The organism is Bacillus sp. FSL K6-3200 (genome assembly GCF_038630485.1).
GTDB lineage: Bacteria > Bacillota > Bacilli > Bacillales > Bacillaceae > Bacillus > Bacillus safensis.
The window spans coordinates 2,633,598-2,658,038 of sequence record NZ_CP152032.1 but is presented as its reverse complement, the minus strand read 5'-3'; the positions used below and the strand labels follow the sequence as shown (position 1 = coordinate 2,658,038).

The 24,441-nt window shown below is 42.6% G+C and carries 22 protein-coding genes and 1 riboswitch; of the genes, 3 read left to right on the top strand and 19 right to left on the bottom strand.

The annotated features are described in order from the left end of the window. Nucleotides 1–34: 34 nt before the first annotated feature. Nucleotides 35–643 carry a succinate dehydrogenase cytochrome b558 subunit gene (locus tag MHI60_RS13515; protein ID WP_048239042.1) on the bottom strand — a complete coding sequence of 203 codons (609 nt, stop codon included), beginning with the start codon at nt 641–643 and terminating at the stop codon, nt 35–37. A 283-nt stretch (nt 644–926) separates the two neighbouring features. Here MHI60_RS13515 and MHI60_RS13510 point away from each other — a divergent pair, with 283 nt between their 5' ends. Further along, on the top strand, nt 927–1,370 hold the full coding sequence (locus tag MHI60_RS13510; RefSeq protein ID WP_024423214.1) for a YslB family protein: 444 nt from the start codon (nt 927–929) through the stop codon (nt 1,368–1,370). Nucleotides 1,371–1,524: 154 nt separating this feature from the next. Here MHI60_RS13510 and MHI60_RS13505 read toward each other — a convergent pair whose 3' ends face one another. The 15 genes from MHI60_RS13505 to zapA all read right to left on the bottom strand — a co-directional run bounded on the left by MHI60_RS13505 (nt 1,525) and on the right by zapA (nt 18,403). Continuing rightward, entirely contained in the window at nt 1,525–2,760 is a 1,236-nt protein-coding gene (locus MHI60_RS13505) for an aspartate kinase (protein WP_144471320.1), read from the bottom strand. A 133-nt stretch (nt 2,761–2,893) separates the two neighbouring features. Further along, a riboswitch (Lysine riboswitch) is annotated at nt 2,894–3,071 on the bottom strand. A 61-nt stretch (nt 3,072–3,132) separates the two neighbouring features. Continuing rightward, a complete protein-coding gene (gene uvrC, locus MHI60_RS13500; RefSeq protein WP_024423216.1) occupies nt 3,133–4,905 on the bottom strand; it encodes an excinuclease ABC subunit UvrC in 1,773 nt (590 codons plus the stop codon). Between the two features lie 139 nt (nt 4,906–5,044). Beyond that, nucleotides 5,045–5,359: a thioredoxin gene (trxA, locus tag MHI60_RS13495; protein WP_007501629.1), complete on the bottom strand. Its 315-nt coding sequence runs from the start codon at nt 5,357–5,359 to the stop codon at nt 5,045–5,047. A gap of 246 nt (nt 5,360–5,605) precedes the next feature. Continuing rightward, the gene (locus MHI60_RS13490) at nt 5,606–7,084 is read right to left on the bottom strand and encodes an alpha-N-arabinofuranosidase (protein ID WP_144484901.1); all 1,479 of its coding nucleotides are present in this window, start codon (nt 7,082–7,084) and stop codon (nt 5,606–5,608) included. A gap of 75 nt (nt 7,085–7,159) precedes the next feature. Further along, nucleotides 7,160–8,137, bottom strand: coding sequence for an electron transfer flavoprotein subunit alpha/FixB family protein (locus tag MHI60_RS13485; protein ID WP_144484902.1), 978 nt, complete (start codon nt 8,135–8,137; stop codon nt 7,160–7,162). Between the two features lie 43 nt (nt 8,138–8,180). Further along, nucleotides 8,181–8,954, bottom strand: a complete 774-nt coding sequence (locus MHI60_RS13480) for an electron transfer flavoprotein subunit beta/FixA family protein (RefSeq protein WP_144484903.1) — start codon at nt 8,952–8,954, stop codon at nt 8,181–8,183. Between the two features lie 31 nt (nt 8,955–8,985). Next, complete coding sequence (locus tag MHI60_RS13475; RefSeq protein ID WP_095409239.1) at nt 8,986–9,765, bottom strand: enoyl-CoA hydratase; 780 nt, start codon at nt 9,763–9,765, stop codon at nt 8,986–8,988. Between the two features lie 26 nt (nt 9,766–9,791). After that, entirely contained in the window at nt 9,792–10,376 is a 585-nt protein-coding gene (locus tag MHI60_RS13470; RefSeq protein WP_024423221.1) for a TetR/AcrR family transcriptional regulator, read from the bottom strand. A gap of 168 nt (nt 10,377–10,544) precedes the next feature. Then, nucleotides 10,545–12,263 carry an AMP-binding protein gene (locus MHI60_RS13465; protein ID WP_095409240.1) on the bottom strand — a complete coding sequence of 573 codons (1,719 nt, stop codon included), beginning with the start codon at nt 12,261–12,263 and terminating at the stop codon, nt 10,545–10,547. Between the two features lie 99 nt (nt 12,264–12,362). Continuing rightward, nucleotides 12,363–12,818 (bottom strand): immunity 63 family protein, encoded by a 456-nt coding sequence (locus tag MHI60_RS13460; RefSeq protein WP_095409241.1) that lies wholly within the window; start codon nt 12,816–12,818, stop codon nt 12,363–12,365. A gap of 161 nt (nt 12,819–12,979) precedes the next feature. Beyond that, a complete protein-coding gene (locus tag MHI60_RS13455) occupies nt 12,980–13,384 on the bottom strand; it encodes a DUF350 domain-containing protein (protein ID WP_008345990.1) in 405 nt (134 codons plus the stop codon). Nucleotides 13,385–13,398: 14 nt separating this feature from the next. After that, nucleotides 13,399–15,756: an endonuclease MutS2 gene (locus MHI60_RS13450; RefSeq protein ID WP_095409386.1), complete on the bottom strand. Its 2,358-nt coding sequence runs from the start codon at nt 15,754–15,756 to the stop codon at nt 13,399–13,401. A 21-nt stretch (nt 15,757–15,777) separates the two neighbouring features. Then, nucleotides 15,778–17,490 carry a DNA polymerase/3'-5' exonuclease PolX gene (polX, locus tag MHI60_RS13445; protein WP_144484904.1) on the bottom strand — a complete coding sequence of 571 codons (1,713 nt, stop codon included), beginning with the start codon at nt 17,488–17,490 and terminating at the stop codon, nt 15,778–15,780. Between the two features lie 114 nt (nt 17,491–17,604). Then, the gene (locus tag MHI60_RS13440) at nt 17,605–18,138 is read right to left on the bottom strand and encodes a CvpA family protein (protein WP_024423226.1); all 534 of its coding nucleotides are present in this window, start codon (nt 18,136–18,138) and stop codon (nt 17,605–17,607) included. Between the two features lie 7 nt (nt 18,139–18,145). Continuing rightward, on the bottom strand, nt 18,146–18,403 hold the full coding sequence (zapA, locus tag MHI60_RS13435) for a cell division protein ZapA (protein ID WP_012010831.1): 258 nt from the start codon (nt 18,401–18,403) through the stop codon (nt 18,146–18,148). A gap of 134 nt (nt 18,404–18,537) precedes the next feature. Between zapA and rnhC the strand changes: the two genes are divergently transcribed. Next, the gene (gene rnhC / locus MHI60_RS13430) at nt 18,538–19,461 is read left to right on the top strand and encodes a ribonuclease HIII (RefSeq protein ID WP_144484906.1); all 924 of its coding nucleotides are present in this window, start codon (nt 18,538–18,540) and stop codon (nt 19,459–19,461) included. A gap of 36 nt (nt 19,462–19,497) precedes the next feature. Here the strand turns inward: rnhC and pheT are convergent, their stop codons facing one another. From pheT to MHI60_RS13415, 3 genes are all read right to left on the bottom strand, one after another. Next, nucleotides 19,498–21,912 carry a phenylalanine--tRNA ligase subunit beta gene (gene pheT, locus MHI60_RS13425; RefSeq protein WP_144484908.1) on the bottom strand — a complete coding sequence of 805 codons (2,415 nt, stop codon included), beginning with the start codon at nt 21,910–21,912 and terminating at the stop codon, nt 19,498–19,500. 15 nt (nt 21,913–21,927) lie between these two features. Then, complete coding sequence (pheS, locus tag MHI60_RS13420) at nt 21,928–22,962, bottom strand: phenylalanine--tRNA ligase subunit alpha (protein ID WP_039180518.1); 1,035 nt, start codon at nt 22,960–22,962, stop codon at nt 21,928–21,930. Between the two features lie 376 nt (nt 22,963–23,338). Further along, the gene (locus tag MHI60_RS13415) at nt 23,339–24,082 is read right to left on the bottom strand and encodes an RNA methyltransferase (RefSeq protein ID WP_144484910.1); all 744 of its coding nucleotides are present in this window, start codon (nt 24,080–24,082) and stop codon (nt 23,339–23,341) included. 113 nt (nt 24,083–24,195) lie between these two features. Here MHI60_RS13415 and sspI point away from each other — a divergent pair, with 113 nt between their 5' ends. Continuing rightward, nucleotides 24,196–24,417 (top strand): small acid-soluble spore protein SspI, encoded by a 222-nt coding sequence (sspI, locus tag MHI60_RS13410; protein ID WP_024425725.1) that lies wholly within the window; start codon nt 24,196–24,198, stop codon nt 24,415–24,417. Nucleotides 24,418–24,441 lie beyond the last annotated feature (24 nt).

The following is a 24,441-nucleotide window of genomic DNA, read 5'->3' as shown; positions in this document are numbered from 1 at the left end:
AGCCCCTCTCCCTCTTCTACTAATCTATTTCCTCTTAAACAAAAGCGAAAATTGCTCTTAGCCCTACATATGAAAGCGCTATAAATATACCTAATGTCACATATGTTGAGATTCGTTGTGAGCGTGGTGAAACGGTAATTCCCCAGCTGACAGCAAATGACCACAAGCCATTAGCAAAGTGGAAAATAGTAGATAAAACGCCGACAATATAGAAGCCTAGCATAAATGGAGAGCTTAAAATATTCGCCATCATGTCATAGTTGACTTCAGCTCCAAGCTGAGCTTGAATTCGAGTTTCCCATACGTGCCAAGTGACAAAAATCAAAGTGATAATACCTGAAATCCTTTGCAGTCTGAACAGCCAGTTTCTTAAGTAACTGAAGCGAGACGTGTTGTTTTGTGCCGTAAAGGCTATGTACACCCCATAAACAGCATGATAGATCAGTGGTAAGAAAATCACGAACAGCTCAAGCGCATATCTGAAAGGAAGCTGTTCCATAAAGTGTGCAGCTTTGTTAAACGCCTCTGGTCCATCCGTCGCAAAGTGGTTAATCACTAAGTGCTGTATTAAAAATAGACCGACCGGAATGACGCCAAGCAAAGAATGCAATCTCCGATAAAAAAATTCTTTGTTCCCCGACATTACTTTACCCCCTAGTAAAAAAAGTGCAATTGCTTGAAAATTGTCTTACCCCCGCTTCTTTCAATTGTAAGCACTTTATTCAAATTTATTGACAATTTCATTTTACTCCTATGTCAAAAAAGCGTCAAGAAACCGCGTACATAAATTAAAATTTTCCGAAATTTAAAAGTTTTAAATCAAAATTCGTTTTACTACAATAAGAATTTCTTAGACTTCAGGGAAAACTCTGTCATCATATGCCCACATAAGCTATAATAAATTGTTGAAAGAGGGGAGCCGTAAAATGAATAAATTCGAATCTAACTTAGAACAGCTAAAAGAAATTGAAGTCAATGGATTTGCCTACGAGCTGATACGCGAAGTTCTGCTGCCAGATATTCTTGGTCAGGACCATTCATCTATGATGTATTTTGCGGGTAAACTGCTTGCTCGTAAATTTCCTCAAGAGTCATGGGAGAAGATCCCCGAATTTTTCCATGATGCCGGATGGGGGACTCTCACAATGGTCCATTCGAAAAAACAGGAAATTGAGTTTGAGCTCGAAGGTCCACTAGTATCCAATCGACTCACCTATCAAAAGGAGCCATGCTTTCAGATGGAAGCCGGTTTTATTGCTGAACAAATTCAGCTTCTTAATGAGCACGTGGCTGAATCCTATGAACAAGTGAAAAAGCGTGCTGAGAAAGTCATTTTAACCGTTAAATGGGATTTAAGAGACCCTAGCTAATCCTCTTGGTAAAAGGCGCGGACTTCAGGTCACGCCTTTTTTATATGTCTACATCTATCATAGCATACTTAATGAATGGGTTTACGCATGTTTCAGCCGATTCCATATAGAAAAAAGAGGCGATCCTCTTTCATGAGATCACCTCTTTACCTTTTTAAGAGTGAGCAGCTGCGCTCACCTTTGATAAATCAAACGCATCATGCAGCGCTTCAACCGCTTTGACCATATCATCACGGCCGACCACTGTTGAGACTTTGATTTCAGACGTACTGACCATTTTCACTTGAATGTCTTTTTGTGCTAACACAGCGAACATTTCAGCTGCTACGCCAGGGTTTGAGACCATTCCAGATCCCACGATGGATACTTTCGCTAATTTGCTTTCTGTCTCAATCTGCTCGTAGCCAAGCGCCCCTTTATATTCTTCTAATACTTCAACTGTTTTGGACAAATCATCCGTTTTCACAGAGAAAGAGATCGACGTTTGATTGGTGCTTGTGACAGACTGAATGATGATATCAACATTGATATTCTGTTTCGCAAGCGTCGTAAAGATGGTCGATAATGTTGTTAAACCGCTTGAAAGCCCGCACACCGTCACACGTGTAATCTGATCTTCAAATGCGATGCCTCTGACGACTAAATTTTGTTCCATGGATGATTCCTCCTCAATTAACGTACCCGATTCATTTTCAATACTAGAACGGACTTCTAGCGGGACTTGATAATTTTTCGCAAATTCAACAGCTCTTGGATGCAGGACCCCAGCTCCTAAATTAGCCAGCTCAAGCATCTCATCGTATGAAATACCTGCAAGTTTCCGTGCAGATGATACATAACGCGGATCTGTCGTAAATACTCCTGGTACATCTGTGTAAATATCACATTTATCAGCTTTTAGTGCGGCAGCCAGTGCCACAGCAGTCGTATCTGATCCGCCGCGTCCAAGTGTTGTGATATGTAAGTCATCTGCAATTCCTTGGAAGCCTGCCACAACAACGACTTTCCCCGCACTTAATTCCTCTTTTATTCTTGATTCATCAATGTCCACAATTCTTGCGTTTCCGTGTACGTGCTCTGTTTTCATACCAGCCTGCCAGCCTGTAAAGGAAATGGCATCATAGCCTCTTCTTTGGAGCGCCATCGATAATAATGAAATGGTCACTTGCTCACCAGTTGCGAGCAGCATATCCATTTCTCTTTTGCTTGGATCGTCTGTGAGTTCTTTCGCTAGGTCTACTAGAACATCCGTTGATTTGCCCATCGCTGAGACAACCACAACCACATCATGTCCTGCCTCGCGTTCAGCGATCACTCTCTCTGCGGCATTGCGAATTTTTTCTGTCGACCCAACGGAAGTTCCGCCAAATTTTTGTACAATTAGTCCCATGTCTACCACCCTTTTTCAAAAGTTCACGTGTGAGAGAAGAGGCTGCTTTGGAGACTGCTCGCTCACTGCAAATAAAAAAGCAATGAGAGAACAAATCTCCCATTGCTTTAAAATCATCATTAAACGATGCAAACAATGAGATAGCCCTCCAAGAAATCAATTCTTGACAGCCCTACATTTCTTCAATGTACAGCCAGCGAATAAAATGAGTGGATTTTATTCACTTCGGCGACGCTCCCCTTTCAGCCCTCTTCTTAGATCCCATCGATCTCCGAAGGCTTACTCTTGAAGTTCGCACCTCTATCTTCAACAAACAACACGTTCATTTATTAAATTAGTCACATCTTAACAGACTTTTGGAAAAAGTACAATCTATTTTTTTAATGCTTCCATTAAAAGTTCAGCCGTCTGTTTCGGAATGCCAGCCTCCTGAAAATCTTGGATAGAGGCTTCTTTCATCTTTTTCACAGAGCCAAAATGTTTGAGGAGCTGCTTTTTACGCTTTTCTCCGATACCTGGTACATCGTCTAAAATAGACTGAAATGCATTTTTTCCGCGCAGCTGCCGGTGAAAGCTAATGGCGAACCGGTGCACTTCATCTTGAATGCGCTGCAATAAGTAAAAAGCCTGACTATTCCGCTCCAACGCAACAATTTCGAGTGTATCTCCCATCATGAGATTTGAAGTCCGGTGTTTTTCATCTTTTACAAGACCTGCGACCGGGACAGACAAATTCAATTCATTTTCAAGCACATCGATGGCTGCGTTGATCTGTCCTTTTCCTCCGTCAATTAAAATTAAATCTGGCAGCGGCAGTTCATCCTTTAACACGCGGGTATATCGTCTTCTAATGACTTCACGCATGGATGCATAATCATCTGGTCCTGAGACGGTTTTAATTTTGTATTTTCGGTATTCCTTTTTATAGGGCTTCCCGTCCTGAAAGACGACCATGGCAGAAACCGGGTCTGCTCCTTGAATATTTGAGTTATCAAATGCCTCGATTCTGTATGGCATATAAATATTAAGCGCATCCCCGAGCTGCTTCACCGCACCAATTGTCCGCTCTTCATCACGCTCAATGAGCGAAAATTTTTCTTTTAAGGCGATCTTGGCATTTTGATGGGCAAGTAAAAGTAAATCCTTTTTCTTTCCTTTTTTCGGCTGGTGAACGTTCGTCTCAAGCAATTGCTCAATCATCTCTTGATCGACACTGTCCGGCACCAAAATTTCCTTCGGCAGAAAATGGTTGTTCTTTTCATAAAATTGCCCCATAAACGTGAGGAACTCTTCCTCAGGGTCCTGATACATAGGGAACAGGCTGACATCACGTTCAATCAATTTCCCCTGTCTGATAAAGAAAACTTGGACACACATCCAGCCTTTATCATAGGCATAGGCAAAGACATCTCGATCTGATAAATCACTCATCGTCATTTTCTGTTTTTCCATCGTTGAGTCGATATAAGCGATTTGGTCTCTTAGTTCTTTTGCACGTTCAAACTCTAAATTCTCAGCAGCTTCCTGCATCTTTTCGGTAAGTTCTTTTTTAATTTGCTGATGTCCTCCGTTTAGAAACCTTGTGATTTCGTCCACGAGCTGCTTATTCGTTTCCTCGGAAATGTCATATACACATGGCGCAAGACATTGTCCAAGATGATAATAAAGACAGACGCGGTCAGGAAGGGTGGCGCATTTTCTCAGTGGATATAAGCGGTCGAGCAGCTTTTTCGTTTCTCGAGCTGCTTGTACGTTTGGATATGGACCGAAATATTTTCCTTTGTCCTTCTTTACATTGCGGGTGACGATCAGCTTAGGATGGCGTTCATTCGTAATTTTTATAAAAGGATACGTCTTGTCATCCTTGAGCATGACATTGTATTTTGGATCATATTTTTTGATTAAATTCAGCTCTAAAATGAGCGCTTCGATATTAGAAGAGGTGACAATGTATTCAAAGTCTTCAATTTCACTGACAAGCCGCTGCGTTTTGGCGTCATGTGATCCAGTGAAATAAGAGCGCACCCTGTTTTTTAATACCTTTGCTTTTCCCACATAAATGATCGTATTTTGTCTATCTTTCATTAAGTAACAGCCTGGTTGATCCGGCAGGACTGACAGCTTTTCTTTGATTAGTTTGTTCATATTTTCATCCGTCCTTGTTTTCCTCTTTCACTCCTTCTAGTGTATCACGAACATTTGTTTTATACCATGTTGAAAGAAAAGCGGCTCTCGTCTTTACGAGAACCGCTTCAATGATTATGCCGCTTGGGCATGGATCGCTTTATAGATGTTTGTTGACAAGCTCAGCAAGTGCTTCTTTTGGTTTGAAACCAACAGAAGTTTCTACAACTTCACCGTCTTTTAAAACAAGAAGTGTTGGGATACTCATAACGCCGTATTTACCAGCAGTTTCTTGGTTATCGTCTACATCAATTTTTACAATTTTCATTTTGTCGCCCATTTCTTGATCAAGTTCTTCAAGAACTGGAGCAATCATTTTACAAGGTCCACACCATGGTGCCCAAAAGTCTGCAAGAACAACACCCTCTGCAGTTTCTTGTGAAAATGTTGCGTCAGTCGCTTTTACGATTGCCATTATTCATTCCTCCAATGTAAATTATGCTTTTTAGTATAGCATCTACCAATGTGACTTGCGAATGAAATGCTTACGAATCATTTTTTAGGAAATGAATTAAAAAACAAACCGTATAATCGCACCAATAACAACAATCGCACCGATGATCATTAGAATGGTTCTAAGCATATGACATGACACCCTTTCCGCTTCATTTACAATGTATGATGCCCCAACATTCTTCTCATCAAACATCGAAATATGCAATCAAGCGAGGTCGACAGTTATCATGACCACTGACATTGGCGGCAGCTCTACCGTTAATTCGCCGGACTTTACAGTCATTTGCTGAAAGTCTTTTGGCTGAACAGAATGAGGATCATCGAATGTATTATGCGCATTCATGCGATCTGCCGTCAGCACACGTCCAGTGACTTTCGTTTGTTCATCAATCCCTTCAATGGCAAGGGATATCTCTGTTTGTTTATGCGGATTCAGATGACAGCAGCTAATATGCATCTTACCTGATGAACGCGAGGCTGACACACTGACCTGAGGAATTTTTTCACCTCTTCGTTCATACGGCGGTGAAACGAACTCCACTTCAAGCGCTTCTTCCTCTTGATGCACTTGAAACATATGAAATACATGATACGTAGGCGTCAGAAGCATCTTTTCGTCCTTTGTTAATACCATCGCTTGCAGCACATTGACTGTCTGAGCGATATTTGCCATGTGAATCCGCTCGCAATGGCGATGAAAAATATGAAAATGGAGGGCGGACACAAGGGCATCTCTTAATGTGTTTTGCTGGTACAAAAACCCAGGATTTGTACCAGGCTCTGGATCATACCATGTCCCCCATTCATCAATAATCATCCCGATTCGCTTGTCTGGGTCATATCGATCCATGATTTCTCCATGGTCTTTGACAAGCCGTTCCATTTCATAGGCTTTTTTCAGCGTGATAAACCATTCATCCTCATCGAATTCAGTCGCTGATCCTTTCTTTTCCCATGTACCAGGTACGGTGTAATAATGTAAACTGAGCCCATCCATCCACGGTGCAGCCCGCTCCATCAATACTTTCGTCCAATTCACGTCATTAGAGTTCGCGCCGCAGGCGATTTTATATATACGCTGCCCTGCAAATTCTCTTACGTACGTTTGATAGCGTTTATATAAATCTGCATAGTATTCTGGCGTCATATTCCCGCCGCAGCCCCAGCTTTCATTGCCTACACCAACATAGGTCAGCTTCCAAGGTTCTTGTTTTCCGTTTTTAATGCGCCAGTCTGACATAGGTGTCCCTTTTGGAAATGTCATGTATTCGACCCAATCGGCTAATTCTTGAACAGAACCGCTCCCCACATTGCCGCAAATGTATGGCTCACATTCAAGCAGCTCACACAATGCCATAAATTCATGCGTTCCAAATGCATTGGATTCAACCGTACCACCCCAATGGGTATTGACCATCGGCTTTCGTTCACTCAAATCACCTACACCATTTGCCCAGTGATACTCGTCTGCGAAGCAGCCCCCCGGCCACCTCAGCACCGGAATATGTAATGCTTGAAGGGCCTTTAGCACATCGGTACGAATCCCTTCAATATGATCAATCTCTGAGTCTTTCCCTACCCAAATCCCGTCATAAATCCCTCTCCCTAAATGCTCCTGAAAGTGCCCATAAATGTGTTTAGAAATGCGTCCGATCACGTCATTGACTTTTACTGTCCCCTTCACTTGTCAACCGCTCCTTTTCTGCTTGATCACATACAAAAAAACCCAGAATACCTAGGCATTCTGAGTGTATGAGCGTTACGAGTGGATATTCATCTTTTTTAACTCTTCATTCAAAAGCGGTACCACTTCAAACAAGTCACCGACGATTCCGTAATCGGCGATTTTGAAAATTTCCGCTTCTGGGTCTTTGTTAATTGCTACAATGACTTTACTGTTAGACATTCCCGCTAAATGCTGAATCGCTCCTGATATCCCGCATGCAATATAAAGATCAGGTGTGACGACTTTTCCCGTTTGACCAATTTGCAAGGCATAATCGCAATAGTCAGCGTCACAGGCGCCGCGGGAGGCTCCGACTGCTGCCCCCAGCGTCTCAGCGAGTTCATTCAGCGGTTCAAAGCCTTCCTTGCTCTTAACCCCGCGCCCTCCAGCAACAATGACCTTTGCTTCAGATAAATCTACACCTTCTGACGTTTTTTTAATGACTTCCTTCACGATCGTCCGAAGGTTCTGAATATCGACAGAAACTGGTGTGACTTCTCCGCCTCGTGACGCATCCCGTTCAAGTGGTGCCACGTTGTTTGGCCGGATGGTTGCTAGAAGCAGACGGTCTGTCGAAATAACTTTTTCAAAGGCTTTTCCAGAGTAAATCGGTCTAGTGAAAACAAGATGTTCTCCGGTAACGCTTACATCGATCGCATCTGAAATCAAGCCAGTCTGCAGACGTGCGGCTATTTTCGGCGACAAGTCTTTTCCGATCGACGTATGGCCAAAGAGCACAGCATCCGGATCAACCTGATCTAATATGGCTTGAAGCGCCTGCGCAAAACCATCTGACGTATAATATGAAAGGTGCGGATGCTCCACAATCATCACGTGATCCGCTCCATAGTAAAGCAGTTCATCTGCTTGGTCTTTGACGTCATCCCCTATTAACACGCCAATGACCTCACCGCCATCTGCCACTTTGTGAGCGGCAGCAATGGCTTCAAATGTCACATTTCTTAACTTACCGTCACGACTTTCTCCAAGTACAACAACTTTTTTACTCATCTTCAAGCTCCCCCTTGTTCTCGTGATATCGTAAAGTGGATGTTTAGATGACTTTTGCTTCATTTCTGAGTAGATCTGTCAGTTCTTTGACTTGATCCTGAAGCTCGCCGCTCAGCACCTTGCCTCCCTCTTTTTTCTCCGGTAAGAAACGTTCAATTGTTTTGATTTTATATGGTACATCATCTTCATCTAGATCTAAATCATCAAGTTCCAATTCTTCTAAAGGCTTTTTCTTTGCCTTCATAATACCTGGTAATGATGGATAGCGAGGCTCATTGAGTCCTTGCTGCGCTGTGACGACAAGCGGGAGTTCGGCAGAAATGACTTCCACATCACCCTCTGCATCTCGTTCAATCGACGCAGAGCTGCCGTCAATTTGAATACTTGTTATCGTTGTTACATATGAAAAGCCAAGTAATTCAGCAAGACGCGGGGCTACCTGTCCAGAGCCGCCGTCAATTGCTACATTCCCTGCTAAGATCAAGGAAGCCTCTTTGTCTTTTAAATAGTGATAAAGAATGACAGAAGCTGAATATTGGTCCCACTCTTCTAAGTCATCTTCGACGTTTAATAAGACGGCCCTGTCACAGCCCATAGCAAGTGCTGTTCTCAGCTGTTTCTCCGCATCCTCACCGCCAACTGTCACAACGGTCACTTCTCCCCCGTGCTCATCGCGAAGCTGAATGGCTTCTTCAATGGCATACTCGTCATAAGGATTAATAATGAACTCTGCTCCATCTTCTTGAATTGCACCAGACTGAATAGAAATTTTCTCTTCCGTGTCAAACGTACGCTTCATCAAAACAAATATATTCATTTATTTCTCCCCCTTGTGTCGTACTTATCCCTTATTCCCCTTTAAAGTTCGGTTTGCGCTTTTCGATAAAGGCCTGGATGCCTTCTTTGGCGTCATTTGATTGGAAAACCTCACCAAATTTTTTGGCTTCCAGCTTCATTCCTCCGTCATATGAATACAATTTTGTTGCGTTCAATAAATCAAGCACATATTCAAGTGATTTTGGGCTTTTCGCTGCAAATTTCCCTGCAAGTGTTTTAGCCGCTGCGAGCGCTTCTTCCTCTGTTTCTGCCAGCTTTGTAACAAGGCCGCACGTAAATGCTTCTTCACCTGTAATCGGTTCAGCTGTTCCCATCATTTCAAGCGCTTTAGCAGAACCAACGTAGCGCGGTAGGCGCTGCGTGCCGCCGAATCCTGGAATAATGCCAAGGTTTAGTTCTGGCAGTCCAAGCTTCGCATCTTTTGTTGCGATTCGGATATCACAAGACATGGCAAGCTCAAGGCCTCCACCTAATGCTGCTCCGTGAATCGAGGCAATGACTGGTTTTGGACATTGTTCAATCCGCTCAAAGACTTGCTGTCCTCTATCAGCGAGGCTTGCATAATCAGACTCTTCCTGTAAAGTCGTAAATTCTTTAATATCAGCACCTGCTGAGAAGAATCTGCCTTCTCCGTGGATCACAATCGCTCTTACTTCTTCATTCTGTTCGAGCTCATCGAACATGTCATTAAGCTCTGTGAGCAGCTGAGAGGATAAGGCATTTGCAGGTGGGTTCTGAATCGTGATGAGCGCTGTCTGTCCTTCATGATGTAGGCTGAGTATTTTTTCCATGTCAATCATCCTTTTTCACATTGTCTTTAGGATTGATGTATTCCGTTTAACAGTAGATCATGTACATTTTCTGCGAGTGCAGGCAGATCATACTTTTGATCATTCATGACCCATGTGGTTGCGGTTTCATCAATCGTTCCAAATACCATTTGTCTCGCTAAGCGGACATCTAAATTTTGTCTAAATTCTCCTGTTTTCTTACCTTCTGTTAAAATCGACTCGAGCATATTTAAATACCCTTTTAGCACCTCATTGATTTTTTGCCGCAGCTCGAGGTTTGACTGCCTGAGTTCAAGCTGTGTCACAAGAGCCAAATGATGATTTTGTGCCAGCATGCGAAAATGCTCCTCAATCAACAGTAGAAGCTTTTCTTTTGCAGACGGCTTCTTTTGAATATCTGTCTCCATCCGTTCGATGAATTGTCCCATTTTTTCTTTGAACAATGAGATAAGAATATCCTCTTTGTTTTTGAAATAGAGATAAATGGTTCCGTCTGCAACTCCTGCTTGTTTTGCAATCTTTGAAACTTGTGATTGATGATAGCCATTCTCTGCAATCACCACAACTGCTGCATCAATAATTTGCATGTACTTCGGTCTTTTCTGCTTCAATGTGCTTCGTCCCTTTCTAAATTGAATGAGCATTCATTCATAACTTAATGTTAAAAAGAAACGGGTGATTTGTCAAGAGCTCTTCTTCTTTCTTTTCAACCTTTATCATACCAGAGCAGACAGTCATCATTCAAATCATCCGGCCGCTTGACCGGATGATGAAGGTCGTTAGTTCTTCGATTGATCGACAGGTGTCTCAGATGATGCAGCGTGCTTTCTTTTTTCTTCTTCAATTAATACTCGGCGCAAAATTTTTCCGACGGCCGTTTTAGGCAGTGATTCTTTAAATTCATACACGCGCGGTACTTTAAATGAAGCAATTCTCGTTCTGACAAAGCGATCGAGTTCATCCTCTGTTATATAAGCATCCTTTTTCGGCACAACAAACGCTTTTACTGTCTCTCCTCTATAAGGATCTGGTATGCCTGCGACAACGACTTCTTGTACAAGCTCATGCTCGTAAAGGGCTTCTTCGACCTCTCTTGGGTAAATATTATAACCGCTCGCAATAATGACATCTTTTTTCCGGTCAACGATATAGAAAAAACCGTCCTCATCCATATACCCAATATCTCCGGTGAAAAACCATCCATCTCTTAATACAGCTGCTGTCTCCTCTGGCTGATTCCAGTAGCCTTTCATGATCTGCGGCCCTTTGACGATAATCTCTCCGTGCTCATATGGTTCTTTGAGGCCACCGGTTTCCTCGCAATAAATGCCTGCATCTGTCCCAGGCCATGGACAGCCAATGCTGCCTGTTTTGTTCGCCCCCCATAAAAAGTTAGAATGAGTCACTGGTGAGGTTTCTGAAAGACCATACCCCTCCACTAAACGTCCTCCTGTTAATTTTTCAAAGCTCTGTTTGACTTCAACAGGAAGAGCCGCCGAGCCGCTTAAACATGCAGTGATGGACGACAGGTCATATTTTTCAATGTTCGGATGATGCAGCAGAGCAATATACATGGTTGGTGCACCTGGAAAGAGTGTCGGTTTCTGTTTTTCAATTGTTTTAAGGGTATCAGCTACGTCAAAGCGTGGAAGTAGAATCATTTGATGCCCTTCTTTGACAGCAAGATTTAATACGGTCGTCATTCCGTATACATGAAAAAACGGAATGATGCCAAGGATTCGTTCTTTTCCTCTTGTCGTTTTATACATCCAAGAAGCGCACATTTCAGTATTCGCTAAAATATTTGTATGCGTGAGCATGACCCCTTTTGGTAAACCGGTCGTTCCGCCTGTATATTGCAAAACAGCGACATCCTCTTTCGGTTCAAAGGCAATCGCCGGGATCTGTTCCCCTGATGATTCTCTCATAATTTGTGAGAAGTGATGAATGGTATCACTTTTCTCTACTTGGATGACCATTTTATTTTTTCTTTTTTGGACGATAGGAAATAGAATGTTTTTCGGAAATGGTAAATAATCCTGTAGTTTGGTGATGATCAAGTGCTCCATACTTGTCAGCGCTTTCATTTTATAGGCCTTTGGATACAATAAATCCAATGTAATCAACACTTTTGAGCCGCTGTCTTCCATTTGATATGCCAATTCTTTCTCCGTATAAAGCGGGTTCGTTTGAACAACGATGCCGCCTGCAATTAAAACAGCATAATAAGAAATGATCGATTGAGGACAGTTTGGTAGCATGATCGCTACTCTGTCACCTTTTTTCACGCCAACTTTCATCAGATGACCAGCTAGTTTCAATGCGTCTTCCTTGAGCTGTTCATAGGTGATGTTTTTTCCTAGAAAATGAATGGCTGTATGCTCAGGTGCAGCCTCTGCGGAGCTGAATAAGTAAGATTGTAACGTCTCATTTGGGATGGTGAGTTCGTGGGGAATTTGATTCGGGTAATGCAGAAGCCAACGTTTATCTGACTGCATAAAAACCCTCCTTCCTGAACTTTCGTACTATTTTATTATAGCAAACTTTTCCTTAAGGCAGTTTGCTTTTTTCAAATAGAGCTTGGTTCCAAGACATCTTTACTTCTTTACCGGTGTTTCGATTGATGCTCTTTTTCCTTCATGATGCCACTGTTCATATAATCCACCAATTGCACGAAATGACTCATTTACTCTCTCCACGATCTGTTGATGGATACTCGGATCATTAGGTAAATGCGTCTGAATGTTGTCGACTTGATACTGCCTCATCATGTCTATGTAGACTGTGAGAAAGATCGTGTCTTCTAAAATCCAGTAAATGACTTCATCCGCTGCTTTTGTTCTTTTATGCAGCATTTGAATTCCTCGTTCATATTGAATGAGGATATAGCCACTCGAATCGATTTGAACATAAGGGCTCAAATCATCAAAAAATCCAGTCGTTTGAAATGGACGTGCAATATACGGTTCATATATGTCTCTTGGCAGGGAAGTCATTTGGAGACAAGTATCAATGCGCTTTATGAGTTCGTCTTTTTGCAGAATTTGCTTCATGTGATTCGCCGCCTTTGATGAGATAAAAGCTGCCAAGGGACCCCTGACAGCTTTCTAACTTTGTCTTCTTCATTTCACAGGAACATGTAAACGGCACCAATGACCGCAAAAGTGCAGGCAACTACGATTAATACTTTTGCTAGCTTTTCCATGTCGTCTCCTTAAATGCCGGCTGCTACTACATAAGACAGCCCAACTGAAATAATGAGTGAAATAAACCCGACCGCTCTATTATCATTCTCAATCTCTTTGTCTACTTTAAATCGTGGTGTTAAAAATTCAAAAATGAAATAGCTGACAAGCAGCATCACAAAGCCGTATACGCCCCATCCAATCATTTGCAGAAGGGAATTGTGCTGTGCAATAGAATGCTGAAACACATTCGCAATCCCAAAGATCTTTCCGCCTGTTGCCATGGCAACAGCTAAGTTCCCCCGCTGGATCTCTTCCCAGTTTTTATAGGAGGTAACGAGTTCAAAAATGGTTAGAAATAAGACAAGACATAGGACGGCCACGCTGTAATAGGCGGCAATTTCCACAAGTTCATTTTCCCAAAAGGCTTTCATGCGTTTTCTCCTTTTTACTTTAATTCGACGATGGTGACGCCTGATCCTCCCTCGCCTTGTTCCCCAAAACGAGCATTTTTCACACTTCGGTGCTGTTTCAGTAATTCCTGAACCCCTTTTCTAAGAGCGCCAGTTCCCTTTCCATGAATGATCGACACACGCGGATAACCAGCTAAGACAGCATCATCTAAATATTTCTCGACTCTGCTTAAGGCATTTTCATAACGCTCTCCCCTTAAGTCGAGCTCAAGAGATACATGATAGTCTTTTCCTTTGACTGCCGTAATGGCTTTCTCCTGCTTAAATTCAGGTGCTGATTTGATAAATTCCATGTCTTTTTCTTTTACTTTCATTTTTAGAATGCCCATTTGGACACTCCATTCTTTGTCACCTGTTTGTTCAAGCAGCGTTCCTTTTTGCCCGAAGGTGAGCACTTTCACTTCGTCGCCTGATTTTAGCTGTCTTGCTGCTTTTTTCACAGGCTCTGGCTTTTTCTTCCGGTCAAACTCAGGGACTGCTTCTTCAAGACGCTTTCTCGCATCGATGAGTTCATGCTCTTTGAATGAGCGATGCTCATTTTTTATCGACCGAAGCTCTTGAATGATGCCTTCTGCTTCTTTTGAGGCTTGTTCAACTTTTTCTGCCGCTTTTTGTTCAGCTTCTTCAAGCAGTTTATCCTTTTGCTCATTCCATTCAAGAATTTGTCTCTGTAATTCTTTATGAAGTTTTTCTGCTTCTTTTCTATAGACTTCTGTCTCATGCAGCTCTTCTTCTGCTTGTTTCTTGCTGTCTTCTAATGAAGCAATCATTTGGTCTACTTCATTATGTTCAGCATGCATATCCGCTTTTGCCCGGTCAATGAGGTGATCCGGTAAACCAAGACGTTTAGAAATTTCAAATGCATTACTTCGTCCGGGCACACCGATGAGCAAGCGGTACGTTGGTGATAAGGTTTCAATGTCAAACTCCACGCTCGCATTTGTGACACCTTCTCGGTTATATCCGTATGCCTTCAGCTCAGGATAATGAGTCGTTGCGATGACGCGTGCATTTGTTTGATGCACCTCATCTAAGATACTCATGGCCAGCGCGGCACCTTCAGCAGGGTCTGTTCCTGCCCCTAATTCATCAAATAACACGAGTGAGTTAGATGTCAAATTCTTCAAGATATCCACTATATTGACCATATGAGATGAGAACGTACTCAAGCTTTGCTCAATGGACTGCTCGTCTCCAATATCAGCAAAGACTTGATCAAAAACAGCCACTTCCGAGCCTTCTTCAACTGGGATATGAAGCCCCGCCTGCGTCATCAGCGTCAGAAGACCAAGCGTTTTTAAGGTAACTGTCTTCCCCCCTGTATTTGGTCCAGTAATGACGATGGTTGAAAAATCTTTGCCGAGCTCAATGTCATTTGCCACCACTTGATCCCTAGGCAATAGAGGATGTCTTGCCCGCTTTAAATAAATCTCCCCTTGATCGTTCACAGCAGGCTTTGTGGCTTTTTCTGCCTTTGCATATTTGGCTTTAGCAAAAATAAAATCTAACGTCTGGAGCTCCTTTACATTGTGAAGCAGTTCCTCAATATGTTCTGACACGCTCGCTGTCAGCATTTGAAGGATCTTTTCGACCTCTTGTTTTTCTTTTAAACGGGTTTGCTGCAAGGTGTTATTTAAATCCACGACCACTTGCGGCTCGATAAAAAGAGTTGCCCCAGATGATGACTGATCGTGAACAATTCCGCCGTAATTCGAGCGGTACTCCTGCTTTACTGGAATCACGAACCGATCATTACGAATAGTGACAATCGTGTCTGACAGCATTTTTGAAGCAGATTGTGAGCGAATCATGGATTCTAATTTATCTCGAACTTTTGATTCTAAAGAACGTAATTGCGTACGTATTGTTCGTAGCGCCGGAGTTGCATGATCAAGCACTTCTCCATTATCACCGATACAGCTTTCGATTTCTTTTCTGACTTCAGGCAGTAATATCAGCGTCTCTGCATATGTATGAAGGCGCGGTATGTCTACACCATCTTCATACAGGGACGTGAGAAAGTGCTTCATATTTTTCGCAGTGTATAACAGCGCTGCAATTTCCATGAGTTCAGACGGGCTTAATGTACTGCCGATTTCTGCCCGTTTGACCCCGCGTCTAATATCCGTCAGCCCGCCAAATGGCGCCGATCCCTTTAAGCGGATGACATCCTGGGCTTCTGCTACCTCTTCCAGCAAATGCTGAATGGTTTCTATATCCGTCAGTGGCGTTAAATCCTGCGCTCTTTCTTTTCCTAATGAGGATGCGGTATAGGACATGACTTTTTCTTTTACTTTATGAAATTCTAATGATGCTAACACTTTTTGTTGCAGCATGGTCCAGCCTCCTAACGACTACCTGTCACGCGTTAAAAACTTTTTGATCTCGTTTAGAGAAAAAGTATTCACGACATTTGCTTTTGGTGTCCAGCCTTTTCTTGCAGCTGTTACACCAACTTCCATATGATCCAGCATGGTGATATTGTGCGCATCTGTATTGATCATGATGTTCACACCTGCTTCGTTTGCTTTCATTAAATGCTCTGTTTTCAAATCAAGTCTTGACGGGTTGCTGTTCAGCTCTAGTGCAGTTCCCGTTTTCTTCGCAAGCTCTATAAGCTGATCTATATTTAAGGCATAGCCGTCTCGTCTGCCGATCAAACGGCCTGTTGGGTGTGCAATTAAATCCACATGCTGATTCCGCAGAGCATTTTCAAGGCGCTCCATTATGACTTCCTCTGGCTGAGAAAAGCTCGAATGGATAGACGCAATCACAAAATCCATGTCTGCTAAAAAGTCATCATCATAATCTAATGATCCATCCGGGAGAATATCCATTTCGACCCCTTTGAAAATGTGAAAATGCTCGAATTCTTGATTCAGCTTGTCAATTTCTTTTGCTTGCAGACGTAAACGTTCTTTTGTTAAACCGTTTGCTACTTTTAAATATTGCGAGTGGTCTGTAATCGCCATGTATTCATAGCCTTTTGCGATACATGCCTCTGCCATTTCGCGAATAGAAAATGCGCCGTCACTCCAAGTCGAGTGCATATGAAGGTCGCCTTTAATATCTTTTAACTCTACAAATTGCATACTTTCTTTATACGTATCAATTTCCGCTCCGGTTTCACGAATTTCTGGCGGAATGAGCGGAAGTTGAAAATGCGCATAAAAAGCAGCCTCGTCTTCAAACGTTTTTACTTCTCCAGTTTCAATTGTTTCCACACCATATTCACTAATACGCTCTCCGCGTTCCTTTGCCAGCTGGCGCATGCGAATATTGTGATCTTTTGAGCCAGTAAAATGGTGCAGCGTTGTTGCAAATTGGTCTGTTGTCACAAGCCGGAAGTCTACACTGATCTCAAAATCAAGGGCAAGAATGACAGATACCTTCGTATCACCGCTTGCGATGACGTCTTTGACATCATCAAGTGCAACGAGCTGCTCTCTGACTTGTTCAGGATTGTCAGTCGCGATGATATAATCTAAATCTTTGACAGTTTCCCGTGCACGTCTTAGGCTTCCAGCTCTTGAAAAACGAATTATACCCTTCATCTGTTCAAGCGCATGATCAATCCGCTCTGCCACATCTAATGCAAAGCCAATTGGCAGTCGTTCTGGCTGTTTTCCAGCCTCCTCAAGAGCAGCGAGAATCTTTTCTTCTGTTTTTTTACCGAAGCCTGCAAGCGCTTGTACTTTTTCCGCTTCGCATGCTTCCTTTAACGACTGTGCATCATGGACACCAAGCTCTTGGTAAAGCTTAGCAATCTTCTTCCCGCCAAGCCCTTGCAATTTTAAGAGCGGGACAAGTCCTTCAGGCACTTCTTTTTTTAATTGTTCGAGTGTTTCTGATTGTCCTTTTTCGATATACTCTGTGATCACTGCAAAGGTTCCTTTTCCAATGCCGGGTAATGCTAATAGATCATCTATTTGAGAAAGGCTGCGGTCGTCTTGTTCCAGTGCCGCTGCTGCTTTACGAAAGGCAGAAATTTTAAAAGGATTATCTCCTTTTAGTTCCATATATACTGCAATTGTTTCAAGAAGTTTGATAATATCTTTTTTATTCATCTCTCATCCTCCAGCCGCTTTGGCATCTTCCTATATAAATATACAAACTTTCCCTTCATCCTACAACTTTCTGTCATGGAATGAGAAAAAACTTCTCCAGGAAAGGAGAAGTTTTTAAACTCCATACGTCGACCATAGGTCTTTGACAAGACCAGACAGGTAAGGGGTGTTGTTTACGATCACATCTGCTAACATTGATTTGCTCATCATTGTTTGCAGCGCATCTACTGGAAGTAATGCAGCGACAAACAATAGAATAAACACAAATAAATAAGTTTCAAGAAATCCTAAAACACCGCCAAGCAATTTGTTCACCTGTTTAATCACAGGTATACTTGCAATGGTTGTGAGCAATCCGCCAATGATGGCGAGCAGGATTTTGGTCAAGATAAACAGAATGATAAACGCAATGGTATTATAATAAGCTGTTTCTAGATTCCCACTAAAGAAAGCGAGCTGCGGTTGACCGCCGCTAAAATTAGGTGCCGGAATCCACGTAAGCTGTGGTGCCAGTGACTGATAAAACATGGAAGCCACTAAGATAGAAACAACAAAGCTGATCAATTTAATAAATTGAAGAATAAACCCGCGTTTTAGACCGACAAGCGTTCCCATAAGAAGCAAAAACAAAATGATGATATCGATCACGGTAATTTCATTCCTTTTCTTTTAGCTGAATCTCTAATTTTTCGTATTGCTCTTTTAATTTCAAGTAGTCGTGGACGACATTGACTGCTGTCAGTACAGCTAATTTGTTTATATCAAGGTATGGATTTTTTTCATTTATTTCTCTCATTTTATCATCAACAATTGACGCAACATGTCGCATATGCATCTTCGTTTCTTGTCCGATGATCGTATAGGACTGTCCGTAAATCTCAACTGTTGTTTTCGTTTTACCGCCGTCAGACAACGTTTCTCCTCCATTCCACGAGAATCCTAGTCTCTATCATAACATGTTTAGACATTGAATGGAAAGACGAGCCCTTACCTGTTATGGTACACTTTAGAAATCAATGATATCAAGGTAAAAAGGAGTTATCCACTGTGCCCCAATCCGTTTTAAAAGCAACATCAGAAGACCTCAAAAAGATGAAGAGCGCGTATGCGCACCATTTAACAGACACTTTGCCGCCAGGCGCCCTCTTTCAAGCAAAAGTCCCTGGCTGTACGATTACAGCCTATCGATCTGGGAAAGTGCTCTTTCAAGGACAAAAGGCAGAAGCTGAAGCCAGTCAATTCAGCCATTTACAAGCAGCTGATACGAAAAGTCAAAAAGCACCTGCTGTCACAAAATACAGTCCCCCGCCCGGCATTGCTTCCATGTCGGTCATCGGTTCAGATGAAGTAGGTACAGGTGATTATTTCGGACCGATCACAGTCTGTGCGGCCTATGTTGATGCCAGCCAGCTTGCTTTAATGAAAGAGCTTGGCGTAAAAGACTCAAAAGGATTAAAGGACCCGCAAATTATCAACATTGCCAAGGATCTCATCAAAACCATTCCGTTCAGCCTTCTCGTTCTCCGAAATGAAAAGTACAATACGATGCAGGAAAAGGGCATGAGTCAAGGAAAAATGAAGGCACTGCTTCATAATCAAGTCATCACCTCTGTGCTAGAAAAACTTGGCGGACAGCAGCCTGAGGCCATTTTGATTGACCAATTTGCAGAACCAGGCATTTATTTCAAGCATCTTGCTGGAAAAAAAATCATTCGGGAGCGGACGTACTTTAGTACAAAAGCAGAGGGCATCCATTTGTCCGTCGCTGCGGCTTCCATTATCGCAAGGTACGCCTTTTTAATTGAAATGGACAAATTATCACAGGCTGCAGGCTTTGACATTCCAAAAGGAGCCGGTCCTCATGTAGACAAGGCAGCCGCCAAGCTCATCAAGCTGCATGGTGAAGATGCTTTACGTCAATTTACAAAGCTGCATTTTGCCAACACACAAAAAGCGAAAAAAATGTTATAAAAAAAGCTAGGGCCCATAAGGCCTTAGCTTTTTTCTTTAACCGCGTAAGACGGCTTGATACGTATCTTCTAGTGCTTTCAATACTTTTGTATGAACAGCTGTGACTTCTTCCTCGGTCAACGTTTGTTCAGGGTTTAAATATTGAAGAGAGAATGCAACAGATTTTTTGCCTTCTTCCATATGTTCCCCTTCGTACACATCAAATACAGATAGGTCTGTGAGCAGCTGGCCGCCTGCTTCATAGATCACACGCTCCAGCTGTCCGCTTGAGATATGCTGATCGACAACAAGTGCGATATCTCTTGTCACAGCAGGGAATCTCGGAATCGCTGTATATTTCATATCCTTCGTTTCAGATGTCATCACATCTGTTAAATCAAACTCGAAGACATACGTTTCTTTTAAATCCAATTCTTTTTCAACGACTGGATGCAGTGCGGCAACAAAGCCAATGACTTGACCATTTAAATGAACATCTGCTGTTCGCCCTGGGTGTAGACCCTCACGTTCTGCGTGAACATAAGTGATTTGGTCTGACACACCAAGCTTTTCGAACAATCCTTCAGCAATTCCTTTCGCTACATAAAAATCAACGGCTTTTTTCTCGCCCTGCCAAAGATTTTTATGCCATAAGCCTGTCAGCGCACCAGCGACATGTTCTTTTTCCACTGGTTTTGCTCCTTCAGCTTCTGCTAAGAACACAGAGCCCGTTTCATAAAATCCAAATGAATCAGCTTGTCTTGCCAAATTATATGCTACAGAATCAAGTAAGTTTGGCAGAAGACTTTGTCTTAGCACACTGCGTTCCTCACTCATTGGCAGAGAAAGTCTCGTTTCATAAGCTGGATGCAGGGCAAAAGCTGTGGACTTATGCTGATTCGTCAATGAATACGTAATCGCTTGAGAAAGTCCTGCGCCCTCTAAGAAACGTCTTACCTTTCTGCGCTTCACTTGGTATGGCGTGAGACCGCCAACAGTGCCAGCTGTCGCAGGCAGTGTAGATGGAATATTATCGTAGCCGTATAATCTTGCGACTTCTTCAATGAGGTCTTCTTCAATCGTAATATCCATTCTGCGGGAAGGAACCGTTACGACAAGAACATCATTTGATTCGCCCACTGTGAAGCCTAGTTTGTTGAAAATCTGAATCATATCTTCTTTTGAAATGCTCATTCCAAGCACCTTGTTCACACGCTCAGTTGATACGTGAATGACATTCATACTTGCTTCAAGGTGATTTTCCTCAACTGTACCGCTTAGTACTTCACCGCCTGCATACAAGCTGATCAATTGAGCTGCTCTTTCTGCTGCCGGCTTCGTACGCTGTGGATCGAGTCCTTTTTCAAATCGTGTGCTTGATTCACTGCGAAGTCCAAGGTCTCTAGATGCTTGACGGACTGTTTGACCGTTGAAATATGCCGCTTCTAAAAGAATCGTTGTCGTCTCATCTCGTACCTCTGATTCAAAGCCGCCCATGACGCCTGCTACCGCGTGCGCTTTCGTTCCATTCGTGATGACAAGATGCTTTGATGACAATGTACGCTCTTGCTCATCGAGTGTTTGAATGATTTCGCTGTCAGACGCTTTACGAACGACCACCTGCTTTGAACCAAAGCGGTCATAATCAAAGGCATGAAGCGGCTGGCCATATTCAAGCAGTACAAAGTTTGTAATATCCACGACGTTGTTAATTGGACGGATGCCTGCATTCATCAATCTTGTTTGTATCCAAAGCGGTGCTGGTCCAACCTTTACATTTTTAATGATCTTCGCTGCATAAAGTGGATTCGCTTCTTGATCCTCAATTTTAACAGAAATATAGTCTGCTGCTTTTTCAGAAGAAGTGTCATGCGCCGTATCAGGAAGCTTGATGTCTCTTCCTAAAATGGCGGCAACCTCATAAGCGACACCCAGCATATTCAGGGCATCGGCACGGTTTGGTGTTAATCCAAGCTCAAGTACCGCATCATCTAATTGAAGTGCTTGAAGTGCATCATCCCCTGGTTTCACGTCATTCGGGAAAACAAAGATGCCTTCTGCATATTCCTTTGGTACGAGCTTGCTCTCAACGCCTAATTCTTGCAGAGAACAAATCATGCCATGAGACTCTTCACCGCGCAGTTTTGCTTTTTTAATTTTAAAGTTGTCAGGAAGGACCGCGCCAACCGTTGCGACGGCCACATACTGTCCTTTATCCACATTCGGAGCCCCGCAAATAATTTGCACCGGTGCGTCTTCGCCGATATCAACAAGACATTTGTTTAATTTATCCGCATTCGGATGCTGTTCACGTTCAATGACGTGTCCAACGACAACTCCTTTGATGCCTTCACCTTTATATTCAACGGCTTCCACTTCAATTCCGCTTCTTGTGATTTTTTCTGCTAATTCATCCGGCTTGATGCCTTGTAAATCGACATAGTCTTCTAACCATTTATATGAAACAAACATGTTGATTTCCTCCTCTTAGTCCTGCTTGAATTGCTTTGTGAATCTAATGTCATTTGTGTAGAAATGGCGAATATCATCAATGCCGTATTTCAGCATCGCGATCCGTTCCACACCCATTCCAAAAGCAAAGCCTTGGTAAGTTTCTGGATCAAACCCGCTCATTTTCAGGACATTCGGATGAACCATTCCTGCACCTAAAATCTCAATCCAGCCTGTTCCTTTACATACAGAGCAGCCCTTCCCGCCGCATTTAAAGCAAGACACATCGACTTCGACAGATGGTTCTGTGAATGGGAAAAAGCTTGGACGCAGTCTAATTTCACGATCTTCACCAAACATTTTTCTTGCGACTGTCTCCAGCGTTCCTTTTAGATCACTCATGCTAATATTGTGATCGACGACAAGCCCTTCAATTTGCATAAATTGATGTGAATGAGTCGCGTCATCACTGTCACGTCTATATACTTTCCCAGGGCAGATGATCTTCACAGGACCTTGTCCTTTATATTTCTCAAGTGTACGTGCTTGCACTGGTGATGTTTGTGTTCTCATTAATGTATCTTCAGTAATATAGAAGCTGTCCTGCATATCACGTGCCGGATGCTCCTTTGGAAGATTCAATGCTTCAAAGTTATAATAATCCGTTTCCACTTCAGGACCTTCCTCAACGGTATAGCCCATTCCGATAAATAAATCTTCAATATCTTCAACAACTATCGTTAATGGATGTCTTGCTCCCATTTTAATTGGACTTGCCGGCAATGTAACATCAATCGTTTGAGAAGCAAGTTTTTTCTTCACTTCTTCTGCTTCCAGCTGTTCATTTTTTTCAGCAATGGCACCAGCAATCTGCTCTCTTACTTCGTTTGCGAGTGCACCCATTTTCGGTCTTTCTTCTGCGGAGAGCTTGCCCATTCCGCGAAGTACTTCTGTAATCGGCCCTTTTTTCCCTAAATATTGAACACGAATGTCATTGACCTCTTTGAGCGAGCTAGCTGCTTCAACCTTCGCTATCGCCTCTGTTTCAAGCTGTTTTAACGTTTCTTGCATGAGTGTAATCCTCCTTTTGATATACAAAACCGCTCGGATAAACGGCTGTTTGATCGTTTGAAGACAATAAAAAAACCCGTTCCTCCATAAAAGAAGGGACGAGTTGTGGTCGCGGTACCACCCTTGTTAAGCACAAATGCATGTGCGAATAAGCTTCATTGACATAACGGAATCAAACGAATCCGGTTCACCTTTACGCAAAGCCTGCGGTCCCGGTGACAACTCCAGAGGTGAATTCCTGTTTCAGCATTCCTTAAATGCACTTTCAGTCTACGATGCATTCTCCCTATAAGGCCGCTTTTTGAAACAATCTTCCTCTATCATGGTTTTTAAAATATTAGTTTTATTATAGTGAAAATAAACGCATGTTGCAACATTATCCACGCAAATGATAAACAAGAACAGCGGCTGCAACAGCGACATTTAATGATTCTGCCTGCCCATACATTGGCACATATAAATTTTGGTCTGTCATTTGCAGAATCTCTGGATCAATACCTGCTCCTTCATTTCCAACAATTAATGCAAAAGGACCTTCTGCCGTTACGCTTCTATACTCTTTCGCATCTTTTAAAGCACTTCCGTATACAGGTATGCCTCGTTCTTTCAGTTCGGTAATCGCCTGTTGAAGGGTTTGCTTTAAGATAGGCAGATGGAAATGAGACCCTTGTGCCGAACGAAGCGTTTTTCCGTTAAACGCATCAACTGTTCCTTCTCCTAAGATCACAGCATCAAGACCAGCGGCATCTGCTGTCCGAATGAGTGTGCCTAAATTCCCCGGGTCCTGTACTGCGTCTAATAGAAGAAGCCGTTCAACCTTCTTTTCTTCAAAAACTGGAACTGCACAGACCGCGGCAATGTGCTGAGGCGTTTCCGTTTCTGTCATGGCAGAAAAGGCCTCTTCGCTCAGTTCATATAACTCAATGTCAGGTTGGATATGAGAAGGAAGCATATCGGGAGAGGTGACCATTAATTCCTTCACGATCCCGCTCTTTAGTGCTTCTTCGACTAAGTGTATTCCCTCAACGAGGAACAGCCCCGTTTTTGTTCTTTCTTTTTTCGTATGGAGCTTTTTCCACTGTTTAATGTTTGTGTTTTTAGCTGATTCTATATATTTCAAGCGACGTTAACTCCTTTAATTATCATGAATTTATTATATCTCATGCACACTACATAATAAACCTGTCTTTGAGACAGAATAGGGCTATTACCATCAAAAAAGGAGTGTGGGCAATGGATTTTAATTTAAGAGGCGCAGTCATTCAAAACATTACTGGCCATAATCAAGAGCAGCTTGAACATACGATTTTAGATGCCATTCAAAGCGGCGAGGAAAAAATGCTGCCAGGCCTTGGCGTATTGTTCGAGGTGCTATGGCAAGAAGCATCAGAAAACGAAAAAAATGAGATCCTTGAAACATTAGAGCAAGGCTTAAAGCCTCAGCAGCAGCAATAAAAGAAGCCGGTTTGCTTATAAAAG